Source organism: Aurantibrevibacter litoralis (genome assembly GCF_034651555.1).
Taxonomy (GTDB): domain Bacteria; phylum Bacteroidota; class Bacteroidia; order Flavobacteriales; family Flavobacteriaceae; genus Aurantibrevibacter; species Aurantibrevibacter litoralis.
Genome location: NZ_JAYEEQ010000001.1, coordinates 283,355 through 306,146 on the forward strand (window position 1 = coordinate 283,355; position 22,792 = coordinate 306,146).

Here is a 22,792-nt window from a genome sequence, read left to right on the forward strand (position 1 = left end):
AGTCCCACTGAAGCAGGACTAAAGGTTTTCATCTACTCCGCCCATGGCGGATTATTGTGATAATCTAAAAAAAAAGTCCCACCGAAGCAGGACTAAAGGTTTTCACCTACTCCGCCTATGGCGGATTATTGTGATAAGATTAAAGATTAGAAAGTTTAATCTGTAACGAATATAGCAAAATTCTCTCGGAGAACATTACCGATAGGCGTCTAAATGTTAAAATAATTTTGCTTAAGTTTAATGGGATTAAAATTGTAGGAAAAAATGGCAAAAGTATTAGGATTGGATTTAGGGACGAATAGTATTGGGTGGGCAATCAGAGATAAAAACAAAGATGGCAATCAAATTATTGATGCCAATGTTTTGGTTTTCCCGCAAGGCGTTGGCGAAGAAAAAGGGGTGGAATTTTCTTTAGCCTCTGAAAGAACAAAGCATAGAGCTTCAAGAAAACTATATAGAAGACGAAAAAAAAGAAAAACAGACTTATTAAAGTTATTAATCGATAATGGTTTCTGTCCGTTAACAAATGACGAGCTGTTGATTTGGTCAGTTTATAGAAAAGGACAAGAGATGAAATATCCAACTGAAAATTATGAATTTTCAGAATGGTTAAAAATCAACCCTTATGAAGTAAGAGCAAAAGCAGTAAATAGCTTGGTTTCTAAACTTGAACTTGGTAGAGCGTTGTATCATATGTGTCAAAGAAGAGGTTTTAAAAGCGGTAGAAAAGATGCGGATGCTGGAAAGGATTTAGAGCAATACAGGAAAGAACAAATAATTTTACAGGATAATGGTTTTAAAACTTTAGGAGAATATTATTTTGACTTATTGCAAAACGACAAAAAAGTTAGAAAAACCAAGTTTAGTTCAGACGACCAAGAAGTCAATTCTTCAAGAATTAGTTATGTTCAAGAGTTTAATATTTTGATGAAAACTCAAAATATATCTCAAGAATTAGCCGACAAATTTTTTGATGCCATCTTTTTTCAAAGACCTTTAAAATCTCAAAAAGGTTCTGTTGGTAAATGTACTTTAGAAAAATCAAAGTCACGATGTGCCGTAAGCCATCCACTTTTTGAAGAATTTAGAATGTTTCAGTATTTAAACTCCATAAAAGTTAAGGAAAGAAGCAGTGATAGTTTTGTTTTTTTATCTGAATATCCAGAATATTATAAAATTGCAGAAGATAAATTTTACAGAATTAGTGCAAAGAATTTTAAGTTTTTAGATATTTCTAAAAGTATCAATACGGCTGCTAAAAAGAATAATCAACTTTTTGATTTCAATTATAACGATAAATACCCAATAGTTGGAAGCCCAACCATTAGTAAATTCATTGAGGTTTTTGACGCTAATGACTGGGAAGACTGTAAAGCAAATATTCAATCTAAATATAAAAAACAGGATAATAAAAGTGTCGAAGAATTAGTCGATGAGCTTTGGCATACATTGTTTTTCTCAGGAGATTTTGTTAACGATATCACTTCAGATAAAGTGAAAAAGTTTATAGCTGATAGATATGATATTTCTGATGAAAAAGTAGATTATTATGAAAAAATAAACTTAAAGCAAGGTTATTCGTCATTAAGCAAAAAGGCAATTGGAAAGATTTTGCCATTCTTAAAAGATAAAATTATTTATCCTTATGCTGTTTTCTTTGCTAATATTGATGCCATTATCGGAAAAGAAAAATGGGAAGATAACAAGCAACTTATTCAAGATACTATTGTCGAAATCATTTCTAATTATAAAGATGATATTTTAAAAATTGATATAGTCAATGGTTTGGTTGGCGATTTTATTAAGGAATACGACAACTCCAATTATGATTACAAACTTGATGAAACAGATAAAAAGAACGTAACAGAAAAAATTAAACTTTTTTACGGTAAGTATCTTTGGGATCAAATGTCTGATTCTTTTAAAGAAACTTTGCAAAGAGACATTGAAACCAGTTATCAAGAACAACTTCAAAAAAGACGAACAGGCGGTTATTTTTTATCAAAACCAAGAGTTGATGAAATCATCAAAGATTTTCTAATAAGTGAATTCAAAATTACCCGTGAACAAGCCGATAAGTTATACCATCCTTCAGCAATAGATGCCTATCCGCAAAGCCAAGACGGATTTTTAGGATTGCCGTTTACCAATGCAATAAAAAACCCAATGGCAATGCGCACATTGTTTTATTTGCGAAAATTGGTAAACACTTTAATAAAAGAAAACAAAATTGAGCCAGATACCGAAATAATTATCGAATTAGCTAGAGAATTAAACGATAAAAACAAACGGTTAGCGATAGAAAGATGGCAACGAGAACGAGAAAATGAAAACAAAAAGTTTAGAGAAAAACTTGAAGAATTTGCAAAAGACACCAATTCAGTAGTTACAGAAATGGATGTTATTAAATATAGATTATGTCAAGAGCAAAATGGCGTGTGTTTATATACAAGCAAAACCATTAATTGCGAAAAGCTTTTAGGGTCAAATCCGCAATTTGATATTGAGCATACATTCCCAAGAAGTAAATCTTTTGACAATTCACTTGCCAATAAAACCTTGGCTGATAAAGCTTTTAATCAAATAAAAGGGAATAGAATTCCACAAGAATTAGAAGATGAGTATATGCAGCATTTTACACTAAATACAAAACATTGGAAAACCAAAATTGAAGAATTAGAAGAAAAGATTGAGCAACAAAAATACTTTTCAAAAGTAGCAAGCACAGTTGAACAAAAAAACAGAGCCATTCAGCAACGCCATTATTTAAAACTAGAACTAGATTACTGGAAACAGAAATTATATCGTTTTACTGCAACAGAAATCAAACCTAATTTTAAAAATAGTCAGTTGGTGGATACAGGTATAATTACCAAATATTCCGAATTATTTTTAAAATCATTATTTCACCGCGTTTTTCCTGCAAAAGGAACAATGGTTGCAGATGTTAGAAAATCGTGGGGATTAGATGCTAAAGACAGAAACTATCATTACCATCACGCTATTGATGCCGTGGTTTTAACCTGTATGGATAAAAGTATTCGAGATGGTTTGGCAGAAGCATTCAAAGAATCTGAAGAAAACAGATATAGCGACAAATTCAAAATCAAAAAACCTTGGAAAACATTTACCGAAGATGTCAATAAACTAAAAGACAACATCATTGTAGTTCATAATCATAAAGATAAAATTGCTAAGCAAACTAAGAGAAAGTTACGTAAACGCAATAAAATTCAATATGACAAATCGGGAAATATCATTTATGAAAAAGGGCAAGGCATCAGAGGTTCACTTCATAAAGACACATTTTATGGTGCCATAGAACGAGAAAATGAAAACAATGAAAAAGAGATTTGGTTTGTTCTAAGAAAGCCTGTGAATAGTAGTTTTACTGATGCAGATGTAAACAATATTGTTGATGAAGGTATTAAAGCAAGAATTCTAAAACACGGGTTTAAAAACATTAAAACACCAGAAGGATGGATTTTACTTCCAAGTGAAAAAGACGAAAAGGGAAATGGAATCAAAGAAATGCTGATTAAAAAAATTAGAGTAAAAACCAGTAACAAAAATTTGCCAAAAATCAAATCACAAAGCCACTTAACACAAGGAAAACGAAAACAGTACAAAGAACATTATTATGCTACTTTAGAAAATATTTTTGCAATGGCAATTTATGAGACAAATAATGATAAAGGTAAAAAGGAGTTGGCTTTTAAGACAATATCAGCATTTGATTTAGCTCAACATAATCAAGGAAATTCAAAATTAGAAATACCAGTTGAAGAAAACATCATTAAAAATCAAGGCAAAAAAAGTGAAATTTTAATTCCATTAGCCAAGATTTTAAAAGTAAATCAAATGGCTATTTTTTATGAAAATACACCAAATGAACTAAAGAAAATTTCTAATGAAGCCTTAAGTAAGCGACTGTTTAAAATTACACAGTTTGAAAGTGATGGTCGCATTCAATTCCGTCATCACGCACAAGGAGGCGCAGATAAAGATTTGAAAAAAGAATCATCATTAGACTTTAATAAATCAGCTCAAAAACTTAGAATAAGCTTAAGTAATATACAAGCCGTTTTTGAAGGAAAAGATTTCATTTTGCATCCAGCAGGAAAAATCGATTTTAAATTTTAAATTATTTGGTGTATATTTACACCACTTAAAGAAATTGTAGTATGGCACGACAAAGCATCACCTTAGCCCAACAAAATGATGAGTGGTTAAAACAGCAAGTTGAAAAAGAAGAATTTAACAGTAAAAGCGAAGCAGTCAATTATTTAATAAAACAAGCTCGTGAGCGAGATGACTATCGCGATTATGTTCAAATGAAAATAGATAGGGGCTTAAAAAGTGGTTTCAGTACAAAAACCAAAGAAGAACTTTTAGCAGAGATAAAAAGTAGATTAAATGTATAGGTATCACCTATCAATTGAGGCAGAACAGGATATTGTAAGAATATTTGAGTTTGGATTGCGTAAATTTGGACTGGATCAAGCAAACAAATATTATGCAATGTTATTTGAATGTTTTAATAAAATAGCATCTAACCCTTTCATGTTTCCGGTTGAAACGAAATATAATGATATTGAACGATTCTGTGTATGTGGGGTTGATACTATTTATTACAATATAAATGGTTATGATGTAGAAATTATTACCATCATAGGCAGGCAAGATTTTTAAAAAGTTCATTGACATTGATGGCTTTGTCTTAAACAGCCAAACCACAACGGAAAATCACCTCCGATTTTCTGCCAACGGATTTTCCGTTGTGGTTTGATTAAAGATTAGAATTCACGATATCGTGACATCCATAAAGTTGTTGGCTGTTGTGGTTGTGGTTTGATTAAAGATTAGAATTCACGATATCATGGCATACCAGTAGAGACAATGTACGTATGTTGTGGTTTGATTAAAGATTAGAATTCACGATATCTTTAACATATCATCAAACCTAATATCAATGGTTGTGGTTTGATTAAAGATTAGAATTCACGATATCTCGGTTACGATAGTATGGGAAGGTCGATTGGTTGTGGTTTGATTAAAGATTAGAATTCACGATATCTCGGAAATAAAAAAGAGAAAGTAAAATGGGTTGTGGTTTGATTAAAGATTAGAATTCACGATATCATGGCATACCAGTAGAGACAATGTACGTATGTTGTGGTTTGATTAAAGATTAGAATTCACGATATCTTTTTCTTTTCGGCTTGCTCAACTGTTTGGTTGTGGTTTGATTAAAGATTAGAATTCACGATATCTTTTCCTTGTGCCGTTCCTATATGCCCACCGTTGTGGTTTGATTAAAGATTAGAATTCACGATATCGTTCGGAGTTATCTCGTAGGTCTTTCCATCGTTGTGGTTTGATTAAAGATTAGAATTCACGATATCCTCCGGGAAGCTTACACCGAGACGCAGCTTGTTGTGGTTTGATTAAAGATTAGAATTCACGATATCGGGAGACCGAGAACGCAGAGCGTAATGTACGTTGTGGTTTGATTAAAGATTAGAATTCACGATATCCGCCTCTTTCATCGAGGTATTTGAATGTGTGTTGTGGTTTGATTAAAGATTAGAATTCACGATATCACAAGTAACATTCGATTTAAATGCAATACCGTTGTGGTTTGATTAAAGATTAGAATTCACGATATCCAAAGGAGGATACATTAAAGTACGGTGCAAGTTGTGGTTTGATTAAAGATTAGAATTCACGATATCAGAACAAATGGCATGGCAAGATACATCAAGTTGTGGTTTGATTAAAGATTAGAATTCACGATATCCGGAAGAATACTAGACCTAACCACGTACGTGTTGTGGTTTGATTAAAGATTAGAATTCACGATATCCAAATTAAAATGCTCAAAGAAGCCGGACTGTTGTGGTTTGATTAAAGATTAGAATTCACGATATCTTTCGATCGTTGTTTCCTGCTCATCTCTCTGTTGTGGTTTGATTAAAGATTAGAATTCACGATATCGGTACGTAGGCAAAAGATCGCAAAGCTGGGGTTGTGGTTTGATTAAAGATTAGAATTCACGATATCAAACGAGAAGACGGAATCATAGCAGCGTAGTTGTGGTTTGATTAAAGATTAGAATTCACGATATCCAAAGGAGGATACATTAAAGTACGCTGTAAGTTGTGGTTTGATTAAAGATTAGAATTCACGATATCTCGAAGCTGGATCTTATCCACCTCCAGAAAGTTGTGGTTTGATTAAAGATTAGAATTCACGATATCACGCTCCCACTCCATCTTTTCCTTTTCGCGGTTGTGGTTTGATTAAAGATTAGAATTCACGATATCTAATTTCTCTAAAAGCCATATATCCTTTGGTTGTGGTTTGATTAAAGATTAGAATTCACGATATCGGCCAGCACCATTTAATAGGCGACTTTTCGGTTGTGGTTTGATTAAAGATTAGAATTCACGATATCACTTACACCCCGTTTGAAACGAATATTAAAGTTGTGGTTTGATTAAAGATTAGAATTCACGATATCGGGTCGTTGGGGCATCAAAGATGCAGGGGAGTTGTGGTTTGATTAAAGATTAGAATTCACGATATCAGTTGGCGTGTTGTCTTCTGGTAGTCAGTAAACTAAAGGAACATATCGTGATAAAAAATGCTTCTTTTTAGCAGTGATAAGGCTAGATTGAAGCATTTTTTGGTTTTGAGCGTTGTGGTTTACAAACACTTCATTTTATTTTTTAGCGGTGTGTTTGTGAATCTCGCTATACTCGATTTGATTAAAGACTTGTGCTGAGCGCAGTCGAAGCATTAGAAAACACGATATCAGTTCGCTTGTTTCCTGCTGGTATCTAGCAAACTAAAGGACCATATCGTGATAAAAAATGCTTCTTTTTAGCAGTGATAAGGCTAGATTGAAGCATTTTTTGGTTTTGAGCGTTGTGGTTTACAAACACTTCATTTTATTTTTTAGCGGTGTGTTTGTGAATCTCGCTATACTCGATTTGATTAAAGACTTGTGCCGAGCGCAGTCGAAGCATTAGAATTCACGATATCAGTTGGCTTGTTTCCTGCTGGTATCTAGCAAACTAAAGGAACATATCGTGATAAAAAATGCTTCTTTTTAGCAGTGATAAGGCTAGATTGAAGCATTTTTTTGGTTTTAAATTCTAGGAGGCTTAAAATAATTCCAGTTGGGTGGGTTGCGGTTCTTTAGGAACTTCGAGCCTGCCCCAGAAATTAAGAATATTGCCAAATTGTTTGTCGGTAATGCGCAGTATGCTAACTTTCCCCAAAGGCGGTAGCAAACGATGAATTCGTTTTTCATGCACGTCGGCACTTTCGCTGCTGGCGCAATGCCGCATATACACCGAGTACTGCATCATGGTGAAACCATCTTTTAATAGATCTTTTCTAAAACCCGCGGCATTTTTTCGGTCGGTAGCCGTTTCGGTGGGCAAATCAAAAAAAACAAATAACCACATGATCCTGTATCCGTTTAATTCCATAATTGAGCGTACTTAATCTTCTTTCGTTCGCCGGTAAAGCACTGCTGCAAAGAACTGGCGGTTTTTTGCAACCCTACCATTAAAGGACTTTTTTCATCTTTAAAATAGACGGTTCTAGTGAGCAGGTTCAATAGTTCAGATTTTATAGTAGTGTTCAGTTCTTGTGCGTCATGTGTTTCCATTAAAGCATATACCAACTCATCTACTAAGGGCCTATACGGTTCCATGATATCATCGGCAAGTGCAAAGGCATTGTATTTGCTTTTATGATGAATACCTAGTGTATTTAGCAAGCCACTACCCGAAAGTGCCCTGGCGGTGGCGGCCCTAAGAATGGCATACCCATAGTTTAGAAAATTATTGGGATAATTTCCAAAACGTTCTCTTTTAAAAGGCAAATCAAAAAAATCTTTCCAATAGGCACTGGCAGCCACCCCTTCCATATTGGAAGTGTCTCCGCTACGCACTTTTTCGGATAAGTAAGAGAACTGATTTTTCTTATTCGTAATACGTTCTAGCAGTGCGCCTTGATTCTTTATTTTCTCCTTAATGGTCTGTTGCCATAGTTTCTTCTTTAGCGGGGCGCTGGCCTCTACTTGGTATTGAAACAATTGCTGTTGAATATGATGGCTATTCAAATTCAAAAACATGCCACTAGGCATGTGAAGCTTGTTGCAAAGAATAATGGATGTATTGTTTTCGATAAGAAAGTTCAGCGCCGGCACACTCATATAGGTCTCCGGATGGTCTATCACAATAAACCCAATATCTTCAATAGGGATTGTGGCACTCCGTTCTTGTGTTTCAATAACAAGTTGTTGATTTTTACAGGTTATTGCCGCCTTTTTTTCTACTAAAATGGACCTTTTAAGCATGCTATTACAAAAATGGTTGGTTTATAATAACTTTTTTTAGCGGCTTATATTGTATTCTGTGTGCGTAACAGCCTGATAAATAACAATTTGTTACCTAAAAAGACCCGGTTCTAAGTGTAGGTAAGTCGTGTAGGCCTTAGTTGTAAAATGGCGTTACGGAATTATTTTCAAAAGCCTAAAAAATAGAGACAGTACAGGTATACGTCTGTTTCCTTTAGAAAGCGATGGCGGTACTAAAACGGACACCTACTTATTTCTAAAGGATGTTGATCCTCTTTTAGAAAAGCCGTTAAGATAGCAAGGTCTAAATTGGTATAAAAAACAGATCGCCCCATTTTCTGTGAAGGATTCAACAGTTCTTTCTGTTGCAATATAGCATGGGTTTGCTTTGCTACCGCTGCGCCGGAATCTATGATTTCTACATTTTGGGGAAGAATTTCTTTGAGAACCGGAATTAAATAGGGATAATGGGTACAGCCGAGCACCAAATAATCGATTCCTTGCTGTATCATAGGCTGCAGCAACTGTTGCAATACGTTTTTTGTCTCCTCGGTATGTATTTTTCCGGCCTCAATTAATGGAACCAAACCTGCGCCATCTTTTTCTATAATAGAAATACCGCTGGCATGGTTTTTAGCGGTGCTGTGAAACAAATCACTTGCTAACGTACCCTTAGTTGCCAAAACCCCCACTTTTTTAGCATAAGATCGTAAGGCGGCCGGCTTAATGGCGGGTTCTATGCCAATAAAGGGCACCGTATAGGTTTCTCGCAAAAATGAGATGGCATTGGTGGTCGCGGTATTGCAAGCCACCACAATGAGTTTGCAGCCGCGTTCTAACAAAAAATCGGTGTTTTTAATACTTAACCGGAGTATTTCTGCCGCACTCTTTTCCCCGTAAGGTGCATGTAGGCTGTCTGCCAAATACAGGGTGTCTTCATGCGGCAAGATTTTGCGAATTTCGCGCCAGATGGTAGTTCCTCCTATACCCGAATCGAATATGCCAATAGGGCCGGTATGCATGATTGTTTTTCGCTTGCTTTTGTGAGTGTAAATATCCTAATATATTGGAATAATAGCAATGCGGTGTTCTAAAATTGCTGTAATGCCATAAAAAAACCACTCGTTCCGGAGAAGAGTGGTTTTTATACGTTAGGGCATTGCTACTAAAAACCGAGTTGTTTTTTAACATCGGGTAAGATATCTTTTCCTTTGGCTACAATAATACCGCCACCTTCGGTAGAATCTACCACATAGTCATAACCCAATGTAGCCGCTACCTTTTCAATGGCTGTTTTTGCCTTTTCACTAATAGGACCTAAGAGTTCTCCCTGCTTTTTTTGCAACTCTTGTTGTGCGCGTTGCTGTGCTTCTTGAATGTTTTTCTCAAAACCTTGCAACTCTACCGCACGTTTTTGATTTTCCTCTTCCGATTTAGAAGCAGCCTCATTTTGATACTGTGTGTATTTATTCTTCAATTCGGTCATAGAGCCTTCAATATCGGCTCTGTAGGTTTCTTGCAATTTTTTTAGTTCGGATTCCGCGGCTTTCATCTCCGGCATTTCCGAAAGCAACTGTTGCACATTAATATGGGCAATTTTACTTTGGGCATTTACAAAACCTGTAGTTGCTACTAATAGTACAATAGCACTTACTATCCTTCTTACGTGTTTCATGATGTTTAATTATTGTTGAGCGTTAATTTTAATGTTTAGTTATTTATAGGATTATCCTTATTATTTGTTTCTCTTTCTTGTAGTTTTTCTTTTCTTTTGGCCTCTCGTTCATCGAGCAATTTTTTTCTGCGCTCCTCATAGGCTTTTTTGCGCTCCTCCCGCAGTTGTAATTGCTCCAATCGTTTCTCTTCTGCTGTCTTTATTCTGGCAGCTTCCGCTTCCTTAGCTTTTTCTTGTCTTTCTAATAATGCATCGCTAATGGCATCCTCATCCGGGTCTCCTTCAAAATCATCCAACCTACTTCGGGGCGCTGCTTTTTTGTTTGGGGCACTTATTTTTCTAGTCCTGGAAATGCCTCTCAAAACCTGATCGCTAATATCGTGCCTTTTTTCAGAATACAACATTACAACATCTGCCGATTTATCAAAAATAAAATCATACTTTTTATTTGCTCCAATTTTTTGTACTTCATTGAATACTTGATCCTGTATGGGTTGTATCAAGGTCTGTTTCTGTATCACCAAATCGCCTCTTGGACCAAATCGGTTTTGTTGATATTCTAACATTTCCTTTTCCTGCACCTGTATTTCTTCTTCTCGCTCTGCAATTAACTCATCGGTTAAAAGCACTTTTTCGGCCTGCAAATCCTTTTTCATTTGCGCTACCACTTGTTGTTTTTGCTCAATCTCTAGCTTCCATTTCTGAACTTTGTTTTCTAATTGGGCGGTAGCGTCTCTATATTCCTCTACATTTTCTAAGATATACTCCATATCTACGTACGCCATTCTAACCCCTCTTTGGGCAAATAGTCCCGAAGCGCATAGGAATAGCGCACACACTAAAACGATGTTCCCTTTTGGAAGTTTGCGATGCCAAGCTGATATTGATTCCATTTTTATTGCGTTTTTACCAATAGAAAATATCGTGCCAAAATAACTAATTATTTTAAAATGAATAGATTGAAAATAAAATCATATAAAAATAACTGTCATGGATTAAAATTGCTGCCCAATAATAAAGTGGGTTTGCCAACCGCTTGGGCCTTGTCCTGCAGATTGTGGTCTTAGATCTTCATCAAAACCATATCCGAAATCGATGCCCAAAAGGCCAAAGGCTGGCATAAATATCCGCAACCCTAATCCGGCCGATCTTTTTAATTCAAACGGATTAAAGGACTGAAAATTGTTGAAGGAGTTACCACCTTCTAAAAAAGCCAACCCAAAAATAGATGCAGACGGCTTTAAGGTAAGGGGATAGCGCATTTCCATAGAGAACTTATTATAGACTACGGCACCTTCCTGTCTTCCGGTAAGCGGATCTACCGGAGTTAAGGAAGAGTTTTCATACCCTCTAAGTTGTATGGTTTCCCTGCCGTCTAAGGTAAAATTATTTCCAAGGCCATCGCCCCCTAAAAAGAAACGTTCAAAGGGCACATTGCCTATATCTTGATTGTAATTTCCTAAAAAAGCAAACTCTATGTTGGTGCGCAATACCAACTTATCTACCAATTGGGTGTACCAATCGCCTTTAAATTTTACCTTATAGAATTCTAGCCAATTAAAACGCTCTGCTTCTACACGCTCTAATTCAGCTTGTTGTACCGCAGTAATGGTTCCGTTGACAGCTAGCGGAGTTAATTCTTCACTTATTGCTCTTAATCTTTTATGATCTACGTTGTTGAAGGATGAAAATGGGGGTGTAAATTTCGCTGTAAGTTCAAAATTAGAGCCTCCCATAGGAAATATAGGGTTGGGTCCGGAAGATCTTCGAGATATGCCTATGGTATAGGACAGGGCATTGGATTTGCCGTTCCCAAAATTGAATAGCCCTAAGTTAAAATCTTGGAAGTTATACAGTTGATAGCTCACTGCATGCGATAGGGTAAAGAAATCATCGGGCCATTGCAGACGCTTCGCTAGACCAAGAGAAATTCCCGTTATAGAAAACTGCTGATCTTTGTTTATATCCAACCGGCCATTTTGACTAAATTGTGTAGCAAACTGTTGCGTTCTAGACAAGGACATATTAAACCGCACGGGTTTTTTACCACCCAACCAGGGTTCGGAAAAATTAAGACTAAATACTCTAAAGGTTCTACTGGCCTGCAAGCGTATGGCAAAGGTTTGGCCATCGCCCATTGGTACGGGTTTGTACGCTTCTCCTTTAAAAATGTTGCCAATAGAAAAATTATTAAAAGATAGTCCTAAGGTGCCAATAAAACCACCACCGCCATAACCACCTTGTAGCTCAATCTGGCTAGATCCTGATTCTACCAAATCATACTTTAAGTCTACCGTACCTTCGTTGGGATTTGGGTTTTGAATGTCCGGTTTTATTTGTTCTGCATCAAAAAAGCCCAGTGCACCCAGTTCTCGGATACTTCTGATGATATTATCCTTACTGTATTTTTGTCCGGGACGGGTACGCAATTCCCTAAAAATAACATGGTCATTGGTTTTGTCGTTTCCGGCTACAATAACATGATCTAAGAAAGTTTCCTTTCCTTCTATGATACGAATTTCAAAATCTATGGTATTATTTTCTGCCGAAACTTCCACCGGGTTGATGCTCGAAAAAAGATAACCGTTATTCTGATATAAATTGGTAATGTCGGCACCATCTGGCTTGGTATCGTCCGCAATACGCTTACGCAGTAATACGCCGTTGTACGTAGCTCCTTTTTTTATACCCAGCACTTGGCTTAGTTGCCTGTCTGTATATACGGTGTTGCCTACAAAATCGATATCCCCAAAGAAATATTTCTCACCCTCCTCTATGGCTATTTTTATTTTGATATTATTTTGGTTTACATTGGTTGTGGTATCCGAAATAATGCGCGCATCCCTGTATCCGTTTTCTGCATATTTGTCCATCACCGCCTTTAGATCTTTTTCATACTCTTCGGGGATGAATTTGGATTTTTTCCAAAACCGATAGATTTTCTTCTTCTTGGTTTTCTTCATTGCCTTCCGCAACTTTTTGGAAGATATCATTTCATTTCCTTCAAAGACAATATCCTTTATTTTTACCTTATCTCCTTTTTTTACATTTACCACCATGCGTTCGGCATTGGTTTCGGCGGTGTCTTTTGCCGTGGCAATCGTTACTGCGGCATTAAGGTAACCTTGTTTCTTGTATTTATTTTGAAGGTAATTCTTAGTGTTGGCAATAAGGCTTTCTGTAATTTTTTTACCTTTTTTTAGGTCAGTATCCTTAATGATATCGTCTACCTTTCTTTTTTTTACGCCGTAAATAGTTACATTGGAAAGGGTAGGGCGTTCTATGATGTTCAATTCTAGAAACACGTTTTCCCCTTCAATATTGGTGATGTAAAAGGAGATATCGCTAAACAACTCTAGACCCCAAAGTTTGTTAATGATGGCGCTGATTTCTTCCCCGGGCAGTGTTATGGGTTGTCCTTCGCGCAAACCGGTATAGGTTTTTACGGTTTGTTCATTATAGCTTTTAAGCCCGGTAACCGTTAATCCTCCTAAAATATATTTTTGGCCATCTGCATAGGAGATGTCTTGAGCGGCGCTAAAATTAATATGTAAAAGGAATAAAAGTGTTACTATTGGTCCATAGCATATGAACCTTTTCATAGTGCTAGTTAAGTTGTTCGCTAGTTTTTCCAAATCGTCGTTCTCTGTTCTGGTAATTTATGATTGCCTCCACCAAATGGTGCTCCTTAAAATCGGGCCAAAATACGTCAATAAAATATAATTCGGCGTATGCAATTTGCCAAAGTAAAAAATTACTGATTCTGTGTTCGCCACCACTCCGTATTAATAGGTCTACATCTGGCAATTTTGGCGCGTAAAGATGATCATTAATAATGGTTTCGTCAATATTATCGGGCGAAATTATATTATTTTTAACTTTGATGCTAATTTGCTGAATGGCATTTTTTAATTCTTCTCTAGACCCATAACTAAGCGCCAGTGTTAGGGTCATTCCCGAATTTTTTTCGGTTTTAGCCATCACTTCTTTAAGCTCTTCTAAGGCTTTTTTGGGTAATACGTTAATATTCCCAATGGCGTCCAGCTGAATATTGTTTTCATTTAAGGTCGGTAGTTCTTTTTTTAATGAAGTTACTAGCAGCTTCATTAACGTATCTACTTCGTTTTTGGGTCTATTCCAGTTTTCTGTAGAAAAGGTGTATAGCGTAAGGAATCTTATTCCCATTTTGGCACAATTTTCTACGGTTTGCCTTACTGCGGTAACGCCGTTTTGATGGCCAAACACACGCATTTTGCCCATTTTTTTGGCCCATCGGCCATTTCCATCCATGATGATGGCTACATGATGTGGTAATTTGCTTTTGTCTAAAGCTTCAATAGTGTTCATACTTATTTACTCGATAATCGAGATTTAAATGCTCCGGTACTTGCGTCGAAAGGTAATGTAAAGATTCCTTTCCATGCCTCTTGGGCTTGCTCCGAGGTAATTTACTGAAAGCATTGGTAGCAGGGCTTTTTACCGAAAGTGTAGGTTAGGGTAATTCCTGAAAAAACATACCAATCGTCGCTAAATATATTTCCGAATTTAAAATCCTCAAAGTTAGAGTTTTCCGGATTACTAGCATCTAAATTATCAGTAAAAGTGTACCGAGCACCAATTTCTGCACCGAGAATAAAAAATGTATTCAATCTAATTTTAAAGCCAACCACCATAGGAATGGCCAAACTTCCATCTTTTTGATCTAAATCTTGTAATTGTGCGGCATCAAAATAATTAAAATCGTATCTAAAATAGGTGAAACCGGTGTAGAGGTAGGGCGAAAACGCAGGCCCCAGTTTGTGTAGATTGTACTCTAAAAAATTAAATTCTAGTCCGGCAGAGAATTCTAATACGGAATTGTCCATAACAAAACCGCGCTGCACTCTAGAAGAAAGGTTAGATTTGGTGTCGTCGGCCGTAAATTCGCCATAAATAATACTTCCGCGCCACGCATATCTTTTGCTTTTATTCCATTTAAACAAAGCCCCTACTGCGGGTCCGGAAGGGAGCACAAAATTCATTCTGCCTACATCCCCAATATTATTGGTGCCACCGGCAAAAATACCAACCTCATAGGTTTGGGCATTCATTTTTCCAAAAACGAATAGCAAAAGCATTAAAAAAATACATCTCATTTAGGCCAAAAGTTTGCAAATATAACAATTCCAGTATTTCTAGGGAGGGCATATTGGGTATGCTATTCCCCATGTGTAAAACAGCTTTTAGCCTTATTTATTGTTTACAATCACCAATCAATTCCGGCGATCTTCGCCCCATAATAATTTGTTTCGAAGTGTTTTAAGAAAACTGCCGGAAGTGTATTCTATCATCTTCACTGTAAACCCCGCTTTCTTTATGATAATTTCTTTTCCATTCTCTAATGCGGCAATTCTGGAATCTAAAGAAACTAAATGATGATCTTCCCGACCTGAAACTTTGAGACGAATTACCGTTTGGTCGTCTATAACCAAAGGGCGGGCGTTTAAATTATGCGGGGCAATTGGGGTTAAAATTAAGGATTTTGCAGTAGGCATAATTACAGGGCCTCCGCAACTTAAAGAATATCCGGTAGAGCCGGTTGGAGTGGCTACAATAAGACCATCGGCCCAATAGGATGTTAAATACTCGTCATTCAGGTAAGTTTCTACCGTAATCATCGAAGTAGTGTCTTTGCGGCTAACCGCAATTTCGTTTAAGGCAAAATTTAAAGCTCCAAAATCGGGTTCTGCAAGGTCGGCTTTCACTTGCAATAGACTTCGGTCTACCAAAGTGTACGCACCTGCTAAAAACTCTGTAATAACTTTGCGTACTTCTTCTTTCTTAAAGGTAGATAAAAACCCTAACCGACCCGTATTTACGCCTACAATAGGAATGCCCAAGTCTTTAATATACGTAATAGCCCTTAAAATTGTGCCATCGCCACCAAAACTAACAAACATATCAAAGGAAGTATCAAGGCCATGGGTTAGGCTAAAAGTGGGATAGGTGTCAAAAACCTGAATTGTAAGCAGAAAGTGTAAAAAATCTTCTTCAAAAAAAACGTCGATGCCATGTTGTTGCGCCTCTTTCAAAAACTCCATGACATGATCTAACGCATCATTTTGATAAGTTTGACCGTAAATTGCAACCTTCATTGGCCCTAAACGTTAAGGTATTTGTCTAAATAAGCAGACCGTTGTTTTAAATCTTCTAAGAACTGATCGTCGTTGTTACCAAATATAATGGTGTACTTGTAGCGTCGGAAGGATTGAAGTACCTCATTATAATTGGCAGCACTCACTTTTAGGGTAATTTGGACAGCATCGGTTCGTATTTCCGTGATAAAAACCCCCAATAGTTTTACGTTATTGCTTTCTACAATCTGTGCTATTTCACTGAACGAATAATCTTTTATTCCTTTTTCTACGACCACAATGCTACCCGGTTCGGTAAAAAAAGGAGTATCTATAAAATCATCAATGACCTCAGACAGGTCATAATACCCCTTAAAAAGATCATTTTTATCTAAAACAGGCAAAATATTACATTCATTTCGGGCAAAGGCTTCAAATACATCCAACCACATACTTTCTTCACGCACAAAAAAAGTTTCAAATTGATAGCGAAGCGATGCTACCTTTTTATCACTTTCAAAACTTTCCAAATCTTGTACGCTCAAAAGACCTAAAAAATGCGTTCCTTCGGTTACAGCCACGTGGGAATAGGCATTCCCTTTAAAGAATCGGATCACTTTTTTAAGCGAATCTGATCCTTTAAAGATCGGAATGTTCGTAACTATGTGAGATTGAATAAGCATGTTTCTGAAATATAACGCAAAATACTAATTTAAAATATCAAAAGGTATGCCTTATTTGTATTTTTGCATCGGAATATAACAATTTAAAAAATGACCCAACTTAGTGTCAATATTAATAAAATAGCCACCTTGCGGAACGCCCGTGGCGGAAATGTGCCGGATGTATTAAAAGTAGCTCAGGATATTGAACGTTTTGGTGCTCAAGGCATCACTATACATCCCAGACCGGACGAGCGTCATATCCGCTACGCAGATGCCACAGATTTAAAAAGAATTGTTACTACCGAATTTAATATAGAAGGCAATCCGCAAGCGCAGTTTATAGATTTAGTTTTGGAGGTAAAACCAACGCAGGTAACCTTGGTGCCAGACGCCGTAGATGCCATTACCTCTAATGCCGGTTGGGATACCGTAAAAAATAAGACCTATTTAAAGGAGATTATAGCTGTTTTTAAAGGCAACGGCATACGCACGTCTATCTTTGTTGATCCACAATTGGCCATGATTGAAGGAGCTGCTGAAACTGGTACAGATCGCATCGAACTCTATACCGAAACCTATGCCAAAGCCTACCATGCCGATAAGGAAAAGGCCATTACGCCTTTTGTGGAGGCGGCGAAATTAGCACATCAATTAGGGCTTGGGATTAATGCCGGACACGATTTAAGTTTAGAAAATATACACTTCTTTAAAACGCAAATTCCAAACCTTTTGGAAGTTTCTATAGGCCATGCCCTTATTTGCGAAGCTTTGTATTTAGGTTTAGAGAATGTAGTGCAAATGTACCTTCATAAATTAAAGTCATGAAAATAGTTCACGCATCTGTTTTAGGCAACGGAAGACCTTTGCTTATTCTGCATGGTTTTTTGGGGATGGCAGACAATTGGAAGACCTTGGGAAACCAATATGCCAAAGAGGGCTTTGAAGTGCATCTGATAGACCAGCGAAACCATGGCAAAAGTTTTAAATCGGAAGAATTTACCTATGAGTGGCTGGCCAAAGACGTGCACAACTATATGGTACATAAAGGCTTGAATAAAGCCATGGTATTAGGCCATTCTATGGGAGGCAAAACAGCGATGCAATTTGCGTGTACCTTCCCGGATTTTACAGAAAAATTAATGGTGGCCGACATGGCACCTAAATATTATCCGCCACACCACAAGGTCATTTTAGATGCGCTTAACCAATTGGACTTGGATACGCTTACAAGTAGAAATGAAGCAGATGCCCAGTTGGGGAACTATATCACGGATTGGGGCACGCGACAATTTCTTTTAAAAAATTTGTATTGGGTTAGTAAAGAGAAATTAGGATTTAGATTTAATCTAAAAGTCTTGGCTACCAAAATGGAAGAAATTGGAGAAGGTATTTCGGGAACGGCAGTTTACGAAGGACCTACCCTGTTTCTTGTTGGTGAAAGATCTGAATACGTAACTCAGACAGATTACCCGGAAATTAAACGGCATTTTCCCAACGCCACGGTGCAATCGATAGAAAAAGCCGGACATTGGCTTCATGCAGAGAACCCTAAACAGTTTTTTGAAAAGTCGTTGTCATTTATGAAATCGTAAAAATCAGCACTTATTTATTATGCATGCATAATTTTTTTCGCCTTTAGATTGCAAGTGTCATAATTTTATTTAATTTTGAAAATAAGGTTTTCCGAGTTGCGGAAGCGTTATCTAACTCAAACTAGTACTCAATGAAAAAATATGTAGCCTATGTGGCGCTTTTCGGACTTTTATTTGTTTCCTGTAGTGACGATGATGATGTGGTTGTTGTGGATCCAAACCCGGAACCAACAGATTTCACGGCAGGTTCTGCGAACTTTTCAAACTACGTAGCGGTGGGCAATTCGCTAACCGCTGGTTTTTCGGATAACGCTCTTTTTATAGACGGACAAACCGCTTCCTTTCCCAATATGTTAGCCGGTAATTTTGCATTGGTGGGCGGCGGGCCTTTTACGATCCCTTTTATGGCCGATAATTTGGGGGGTGCCACCTTGGGTGGCCAACCCATTTTGGGCAACCGCTTGTTTTTGAACTTTGCGTCGGGATCCCCGGCACCAACACCTGTAAGTGGTACGGGAACCACCGAGATTAGCAATATATTAACGGGTCCTTTTAACAATATGGGCGTACCGGGTGCTAAAAGTTTTCATTTACTAGCACCCGGATTTGGCAATGTGGCCGGAGTAGCTCTAGGACAGGCCAATCCGTTTTATGTCCGTTTTGCATCCTCTCCAAATGCTACTGTACTGGGTGATGCAGTTGCGCAAAATCCCACTTTTTTCTCGTTGTGGATTGGCAATAACGATGTGCTTAGCTATGCCCTTTCGGGTGGTTCAGGAGTAGACCAAACAGGGAACTTAGATCCGAGTACCTATGGTGGAAACGACATTACCGATCCCAATGTATTTGCCAATGTGTATAATGGACTCCTGCAAAGCTTAACTGCAAATGGTGCGGATGGCGTGGTTGCCAATATCCCGAATGTAACCAAATTGCCCTTTTTTACGACAGTTCCTTTTGCGCCTTTAAGTCCTGCAAATCCGGCCTTTGGTCCTCAAATACCAACCTTAAATGCCACTTTTGCTCAGTTAAATCAAGTGTTTGCCTTTTTGGGCGTTCCGGAACGATCCATCACTTTTTCTGAGACGGCCGCCAGTGCTTTGGTTATTAAAGATGATGCACTGCCAAACTTATCAGCACAGATAACCGCAGTACTACAAGGAGGTGGCGCAGATGCCGGTACGGCAGCGGTACTTGGGTTTTTGTATGGGCAGGCTAGGCAGGCTACCGCAGAGGATTTAATTGTATTAACAAGTCAGACCGTTATTGCGCAATTAAATGAAACGGCTTTTGCTACCTTACAGCAATTGGGATTGCCGGCAGCTACCGCAGGTCAATTGGCAATTAATGGCATTACGTTTCCGTTAGAAGATCAATGGGTGCTAACACCTAGCGAGCAACAAGCCGTACTTACGGCCACGGCTGCCTATAACCAAACGATAAGCGCCTTAGCCACCCAATTTAATTTGGCCTTTGTGGATGCCAATGCTTTTTTAACTTTGGTTGCCGATACCGGAGTGCCCTTATCTGACGGGAGCACGGTACGCGCTACCTTTGGTACCGGTGGAGGATTTTCCTTAGACGGAGTGCATCCTTCGCCCCGAGGATATGCGTTACTGGCCAATGCGTTTATTGACGTGATCAATCAAAAATTCGGATCTAATTTACCAGGTGTAAATCCTCTCGATTTTACAGGACTTTATGTAAACTAAGAAAAAATGGAATACCTTTATAATCGTGTAGGATGATGCGAATGTATAATCTCAATTTAAAACGAAACTTATGAACCTCATTTTGCGCGTGCTTCTTAGTGCTATTGCCGTGGTAATTTTGTCGTACCTGCTCCCTGGAGTGGCGGTAGATTCCTATCTTAGTGCCATAATTGTGGCCGTAGTTTTAAGTGTTCTAAATTTTCTGGTAAAGCCCATACTCGTTATTTTAACCTTGCCGGTAACTATACTCACTTTGGGGTTATTTCTTCTAATTGTCAATGCGATTATCATTTTGCTCGCAGACAACCTTGTTAGTGGTTTTCAGGTCAATGGAATATGGTGGGCACTAATCTTCAGCGTATTGTTGTCTTTTCTTCAATCTATTTTATTCTCTTTGCTAAAAGATGGAAAAGACGCCTAAGTTTGGGTTTCGGATTCCCTATGGTAAAAACTTGGCGGACTTACCAAAATGTATTATTTTTGCCTCCCATTTAAAGATGCAAAACAAGATACCCAAATGAACATCACCAAGGAGCAAATAGACGAGTTAAATGCCGTTGTAAAGGTGGCAGTAACCAAAGACGACTATCAGGAAAAGGTAGAACGCATTCTAAAAGATTATAAAAAACAGGCCAATATTCCGGGGTTTAGAAAAGGGCATGTGCCCATGGGGCTTATCAAAAAGCAATACGGAAAGGCGGTCTTGGTTGATGAGGTAAACAAATTGTTGCAAGACAATCTTAACAAATATCTTACGGAAGAAAAATTAGACGTTTTGGGAAACCCTTTACCCAAACAGCAGGATAATTTTGACTGGGATGGCGAGGAGTTTGCTTTTGAGTTTGAATTGGGACTAGCTCCTAATTTTGAAGTGGCCTTACATACCAAAAAACCCATTACGTCCTATAAAATTATTGCCGATACTAAAATGATTGACGAGCAAGTAGCTCGCATTCAAAAACAATATGGAAAACTAATCGGTGCTTCTGTGGTAAGCGAGAAGGCCGAGCTTAAGGGTGTTTTTAAAAATGAAGACGAAGGGATAGATCACCAAACGGTTTTGGAACTCGAAAAAGTTAAAAACAAAAAAGCCATTGAGGCTTTAGTGGGCAAGGCGGTAGGAGATCGTGTGGTGTTAGCTACTAAAGATTTGCTCACTGAAGACTATTTGCTGTCTAGCACCTTGGGCATAGATCGTGAAAAAGCAGAAAATCTGGAAGTTGATGTAACATTTACGATTGAAGAGGTAAACGAGCGTGAACCCGCCCCGTTAGATCAAGAACTTTTCGACAAACTTTTTGGTAAGGATGTGGTCACCACCGAAGAAGAACTAAAAGCAAAAATAAAAGCAGATTCCGAGAAACAATTTGAACAACAATCCGATCAAAAACTTTTAAACGATATCACGGAATACTTTTTGGAACACACCAAATTTGATCTGCCCACCGGTTTCTTAACCAAATGGATTCAAATGACGGGCGAAAAACCACTTACAGAGGAGGAAGCTGCAGAGGAGTATGAAAAATCGGTAAAAGGGTTGCGATATCAGTTAATAGAAGGTAAAATTATTCAAGAAAATAATGTACAGCTTCAATTTGAGGAGCTTAAGGAGTATGCCAAAGGATTTATTAAGTCGCAAATGATGCAATTTGGTCACCTAAATCCGGAAGACAAGGAATTGGAAGCCATTGCTGCGCGCGTACTTGCCAACGAGGATGAAGTAAAACGTTTGTCCGAGCAATTAATGAGTCAAAAATTGCTTCATCTTTACAAGGAGAAGGCCAATTTAAAAATAAAAGAAGTTACCTATGACGACTTCGTTAAAGAAGTATATGGGTAGCCTACCTAGAATAAAATAATTATCTTTACATGCCGAAGAATATATTTTTCGGCATCTTTTTTATCTAAAAAACAGCATTCAACATGGATTACGGTATCGAATTTAAGAATTACGCCACCAAACACAGGGGTGTCAGCAGTTTGCATTATGACAGCATCATGAGTAGTATGTATCCCATGGGTATGACTCCTAATATTATAGAAGAACGGCAAATGAATGCCATTGCCATGGATGTTTTTTCTAGATTAATGATGGATCGTATTATATTTTTAGGTACCGGAATTAGCGATCAGGTGGCCAATATTGTGCAAGCCCAGCTGCTTTTTTTAGAAAGCACAGACGCAAATAAAGACATTCAGATTTATATAAATTCCCCGGGGGGTAGTGTGTATGCCGGTTTGGGTATTTATGACACCATGCAATTTATAAAACCCGACGTGGCTACCATTTGTACCGGGATTGCAGCATCTATGGGAGCCGTATTGCTTTGTGCCGGGGCGCATGGCAAACGCAGTGGACTAACCCATTCCAGAGTAATGATTCATCAACCTTTAGGAGGTGCGCAAGGTCAGGCTAGTGACATTGAGATAACCGCCCGCGAAATTCTAAAACTAAAAGATGAATTGTACCAAATTATTGCGACGCATTCCGGACAGACCTTTCAAAAAATTTCAGAAGACAGTGATCGCGATTATTGGATGAAGGCAGAAGAAGCTAAAAATTACGGTATGATCGATGAAATATTGGTTAGAGATAAATAAAAGTAAAAGGATACTACACCCCTTCCTTTTTATCTATCTCAAGGCTTTAAATAGACCGAG

The 22,792-nt window shown here is 37.7% G+C and carries 19 protein-coding genes and 1 CRISPR repeat array; of the genes, 9 read left to right on the forward strand and 10 right to left on the reverse strand.

What is annotated here, in order from left to right:
* Positions 1-264 precede the first annotated feature (264 nt).
* Genes cas9 through U1E44_RS01210 form a run of 3 tightly spaced genes read left to right on the forward strand, consistent with a single transcriptional unit; the run spans position 265 to position 4,692 of the window.
* Complete coding sequence (gene cas9, locus U1E44_RS01200; RefSeq protein WP_322929081.1) at positions 265-4,143, forward strand: type II CRISPR RNA-guided endonuclease Cas9; 3,879 nt, start codon at positions 265-267, stop codon at positions 4,141-4,143.
* A gap of 41 nt (positions 4,144-4,184) precedes the next feature.
* Positions 4,185-4,424: a ribbon-helix-helix domain-containing protein gene (locus tag U1E44_RS01205; RefSeq protein WP_322929082.1), complete on the forward strand. Its 240-nt coding sequence runs from the start codon at positions 4,185-4,187 to the stop codon at positions 4,422-4,424.
* Positions 4,417-4,692 (forward strand): type II toxin-antitoxin system RelE/ParE family toxin, encoded by a 276-nt coding sequence (locus U1E44_RS01210; protein ID WP_322929083.1) that lies wholly within the window; start codon positions 4,417-4,419, stop codon positions 4,690-4,692. The genes U1E44_RS01205 and U1E44_RS01210 overlap by 8 nt, the downstream gene beginning before the upstream one ends.
* 85 nt (positions 4,693-4,777) lie before the next feature.
* Positions 4,778-6,589: direct repeats of the CRISPR family, unit length 36 nt; unit sequence GTTGTGGTTTGATTAAAGATTAGAATTCACGATATC.
* A gap of 580 nt (positions 6,590-7,169) precedes the next feature.
* Here the strand turns inward: U1E44_RS01210 and cas2 are convergent.
* The 10 genes from cas2 to U1E44_RS01260 form a co-directional block, all read right to left on the reverse strand.
* A complete protein-coding gene (cas2, locus tag U1E44_RS01215) occupies positions 7,170-7,499 on the reverse strand; it encodes a CRISPR-associated endonuclease Cas2 (protein ID WP_322929084.1) in 330 nt (109 codons plus the stop codon).
* On the reverse strand, positions 7,490-8,374 hold the full coding sequence (gene cas1 / locus U1E44_RS01220) for a type II CRISPR-associated endonuclease Cas1 (RefSeq protein ID WP_322929085.1): 885 nt from the start codon (positions 8,372-8,374) through the stop codon (positions 7,490-7,492). The genes cas2 and cas1 overlap by 10 nt, the downstream gene beginning before the upstream one ends.
* A 233-nt stretch (positions 8,375-8,607) precedes the next feature.
* On the reverse strand, positions 8,608-9,396 hold the full coding sequence (gene murI / locus U1E44_RS01225; RefSeq protein WP_322929087.1) for a glutamate racemase: 789 nt from the start codon (positions 9,394-9,396) through the stop codon (positions 8,608-8,610).
* Between the two features lie 143 nt (positions 9,397-9,539).
* Positions 9,540-10,049, reverse strand: coding sequence for an OmpH/Skp family outer membrane protein (locus tag U1E44_RS01230; RefSeq protein WP_322929088.1), 510 nt, complete (start codon positions 10,047-10,049; stop codon positions 9,540-9,542).
* Between the two features lie 35 nt (positions 10,050-10,084).
* Positions 10,085-10,942 (reverse strand): OmpH/Skp family outer membrane protein, encoded by an 858-nt coding sequence (locus U1E44_RS01235; RefSeq protein WP_322929089.1) that lies wholly within the window; start codon positions 10,940-10,942, stop codon positions 10,085-10,087.
* Positions 10,943-11,044: 102 nt separating this feature from the next.
* The gene (locus U1E44_RS01240) at positions 11,045-13,651 is read right to left on the reverse strand and encodes a BamA/OMP85 family outer membrane protein (protein WP_322929090.1); all 2,607 of its coding nucleotides are present in this window, start codon (positions 13,649-13,651) and stop codon (positions 11,045-11,047) included.
* A gap of 4 nt (positions 13,652-13,655) precedes the next feature.
* On the reverse strand, positions 13,656-14,396 hold the full coding sequence (locus U1E44_RS01245; RefSeq protein ID WP_322929091.1) for an isoprenyl transferase: 741 nt from the start codon (positions 14,394-14,396) through the stop codon (positions 13,656-13,658).
* Positions 14,397-14,497: 101 nt separating this feature from the next.
* A complete protein-coding gene (gene porG, locus U1E44_RS01250; RefSeq protein WP_322929092.1) occupies positions 14,498-15,184 on the reverse strand; it encodes a type IX secretion system protein PorG in 687 nt (228 codons plus the stop codon).
* Positions 15,185-15,301: 117 nt separating this feature from the next.
* Entirely contained in the window at positions 15,302-16,183 is an 882-nt protein-coding gene (locus U1E44_RS01255) for an NAD kinase (protein WP_322929093.1), read from the reverse strand.
* 5 nt (positions 16,184-16,188) lie between these two features.
* Positions 16,189-16,845 carry a CBS domain-containing protein gene (locus U1E44_RS01260; RefSeq protein WP_322929094.1) on the reverse strand — a complete coding sequence of 219 codons (657 nt, stop codon included), beginning with the start codon at positions 16,843-16,845 and terminating at the stop codon, positions 16,189-16,191.
* 90 nt (positions 16,846-16,935) lie between these two features.
* On the opposite strand from U1E44_RS01260, the gene U1E44_RS01265 reads away from it, so the two are divergent.
* The 6 genes from U1E44_RS01265 (at position 16,936) to clpP (ending at position 22,732) form a co-directional block, all read left to right on the forward strand.
* Positions 16,936-17,652 carry a pyridoxine 5'-phosphate synthase gene (locus tag U1E44_RS01265; protein ID WP_322929096.1) on the forward strand — a complete coding sequence of 239 codons (717 nt, stop codon included), beginning with the start codon at positions 16,936-16,938 and terminating at the stop codon, positions 17,650-17,652.
* On the forward strand, positions 17,649-18,419 hold the full coding sequence (locus U1E44_RS01270; RefSeq protein WP_322929097.1) for an alpha/beta fold hydrolase: 771 nt from the start codon (positions 17,649-17,651) through the stop codon (positions 18,417-18,419). The genes U1E44_RS01265 and U1E44_RS01270 overlap by 4 nt, the downstream gene beginning before the upstream one ends.
* Before the next feature lie 131 nt (positions 18,420-18,550).
* Positions 18,551-20,131 carry a hypothetical protein gene (locus tag U1E44_RS01275; protein WP_322929098.1) on the forward strand — a complete coding sequence of 527 codons (1,581 nt, stop codon included), beginning with the start codon at positions 18,551-18,553 and terminating at the stop codon, positions 20,129-20,131.
* A gap of 70 nt (positions 20,132-20,201) precedes the next feature.
* Positions 20,202-20,552: a phage holin family protein gene (locus U1E44_RS01280; RefSeq protein ID WP_322929099.1), complete on the forward strand. Its 351-nt coding sequence runs from the start codon at positions 20,202-20,204 to the stop codon at positions 20,550-20,552.
* A gap of 96 nt (positions 20,553-20,648) precedes the next feature.
* Positions 20,649-21,971: a trigger factor gene (tig, locus tag U1E44_RS01285; RefSeq protein WP_322929100.1), complete on the forward strand. Its 1,323-nt coding sequence runs from the start codon at positions 20,649-20,651 to the stop codon at positions 21,969-21,971.
* An 83-nt stretch (positions 21,972-22,054) separates the two neighbouring features.
* Complete coding sequence (gene clpP / locus U1E44_RS01290; RefSeq protein ID WP_322929101.1) at positions 22,055-22,732, forward strand: ATP-dependent Clp endopeptidase proteolytic subunit ClpP; 678 nt, start codon at positions 22,055-22,057, stop codon at positions 22,730-22,732.
* Positions 22,733-22,792 lie beyond the last annotated feature (60 nt).

Bases quoted from the DNA above. Each gene is read 5' to 3' on its own strand.
- U1E44_RS01205 (WP_322929082.1), top strand. From the start codon at position 4,185: ATGGCACGACAAAGCATCACCTTAGCCCAACAAAATGATGAGTGGTTA.
- cas9 (WP_322929081.1), top strand. From the start codon at position 265: ATGGCAAAAGTATTAGGATTGGATTTAGGGACGAATAGTATTGGGTGG.
- U1E44_RS01280 (WP_322929099.1), top strand. From the start codon at position 20,202: ATGAACCTCATTTTGCGCGTGCTTCTTAGTGCTATTGCCGTGGTAATT.
- U1E44_RS01245 (WP_322929091.1), bottom strand. From the start codon at position 14,396: ATGAACACTATTGAAGCTTTAGACAAAAGCAAATTACCACATCATGTA.
- U1E44_RS01260 (WP_322929094.1), bottom strand. From the start codon at position 16,845: ATGCTTATTCAATCTCACATAGTTACGAACATTCCGATCTTTAAAGGA.
- U1E44_RS01240 (WP_322929090.1), bottom strand. From the start codon at position 13,651: ATGAAAAGGTTCATATGCTATGGACCAATAGTAACACTTTTATTCCTT.
- U1E44_RS01230 (WP_322929088.1), bottom strand. From the start codon at position 10,049: ATGAAACACGTAAGAAGGATAGTAAGTGCTATTGTACTATTAGTAGCA.
- cas1 (WP_322929085.1), bottom strand. From the start codon at position 8,374: ATGCTTAAAAGGTCCATTTTAGTAGAAAAAAAGGCGGCAATAACCTGT.
- U1E44_RS01210 (WP_322929083.1), top strand. From the start codon at position 4,417: ATGTATAGGTATCACCTATCAATTGAGGCAGAACAGGATATTGTAAGA.
- clpP (WP_322929101.1), top strand. From the start codon at position 22,055: ATGGATTACGGTATCGAATTTAAGAATTACGCCACCAAACACAGGGGT.
- U1E44_RS01270 (WP_322929097.1), top strand. From the start codon at position 17,649: ATGAAAATAGTTCACGCATCTGTTTTAGGCAACGGAAGACCTTTGCTT.
- U1E44_RS01235 (WP_322929089.1), bottom strand. From the start codon at position 10,942: ATGGAATCAATATCAGCTTGGCATCGCAAACTTCCAAAAGGGAACATC.
- cas2 (WP_322929084.1), bottom strand. From the start codon at position 7,499: ATGGAATTAAACGGATACAGGATCATGTGGTTATTTGTTTTTTTTGAT.
- tig (WP_322929100.1), top strand. From the start codon at position 20,649: ATGAACATCACCAAGGAGCAAATAGACGAGTTAAATGCCGTTGTAAAG.
- porG (WP_322929092.1), bottom strand. From the start codon at position 15,184: ATGAGATGTATTTTTTTAATGCTTTTGCTATTCGTTTTTGGAAAAATG.
- U1E44_RS01275 (WP_322929098.1), top strand. From the start codon at position 18,551: ATGAAAAAATATGTAGCCTATGTGGCGCTTTTCGGACTTTTATTTGTT.
- murI (WP_322929087.1), bottom strand. From the start codon at position 9,396: ATGCATACCGGCCCTATTGGCATATTCGATTCGGGTATAGGAGGAACT.
- U1E44_RS01255 (WP_322929093.1), bottom strand. From the start codon at position 16,183: ATGAAGGTTGCAATTTACGGTCAAACTTATCAAAATGATGCGTTAGAT.
- U1E44_RS01265 (WP_322929096.1), top strand. From the start codon at position 16,936: ATGACCCAACTTAGTGTCAATATTAATAAAATAGCCACCTTGCGGAAC.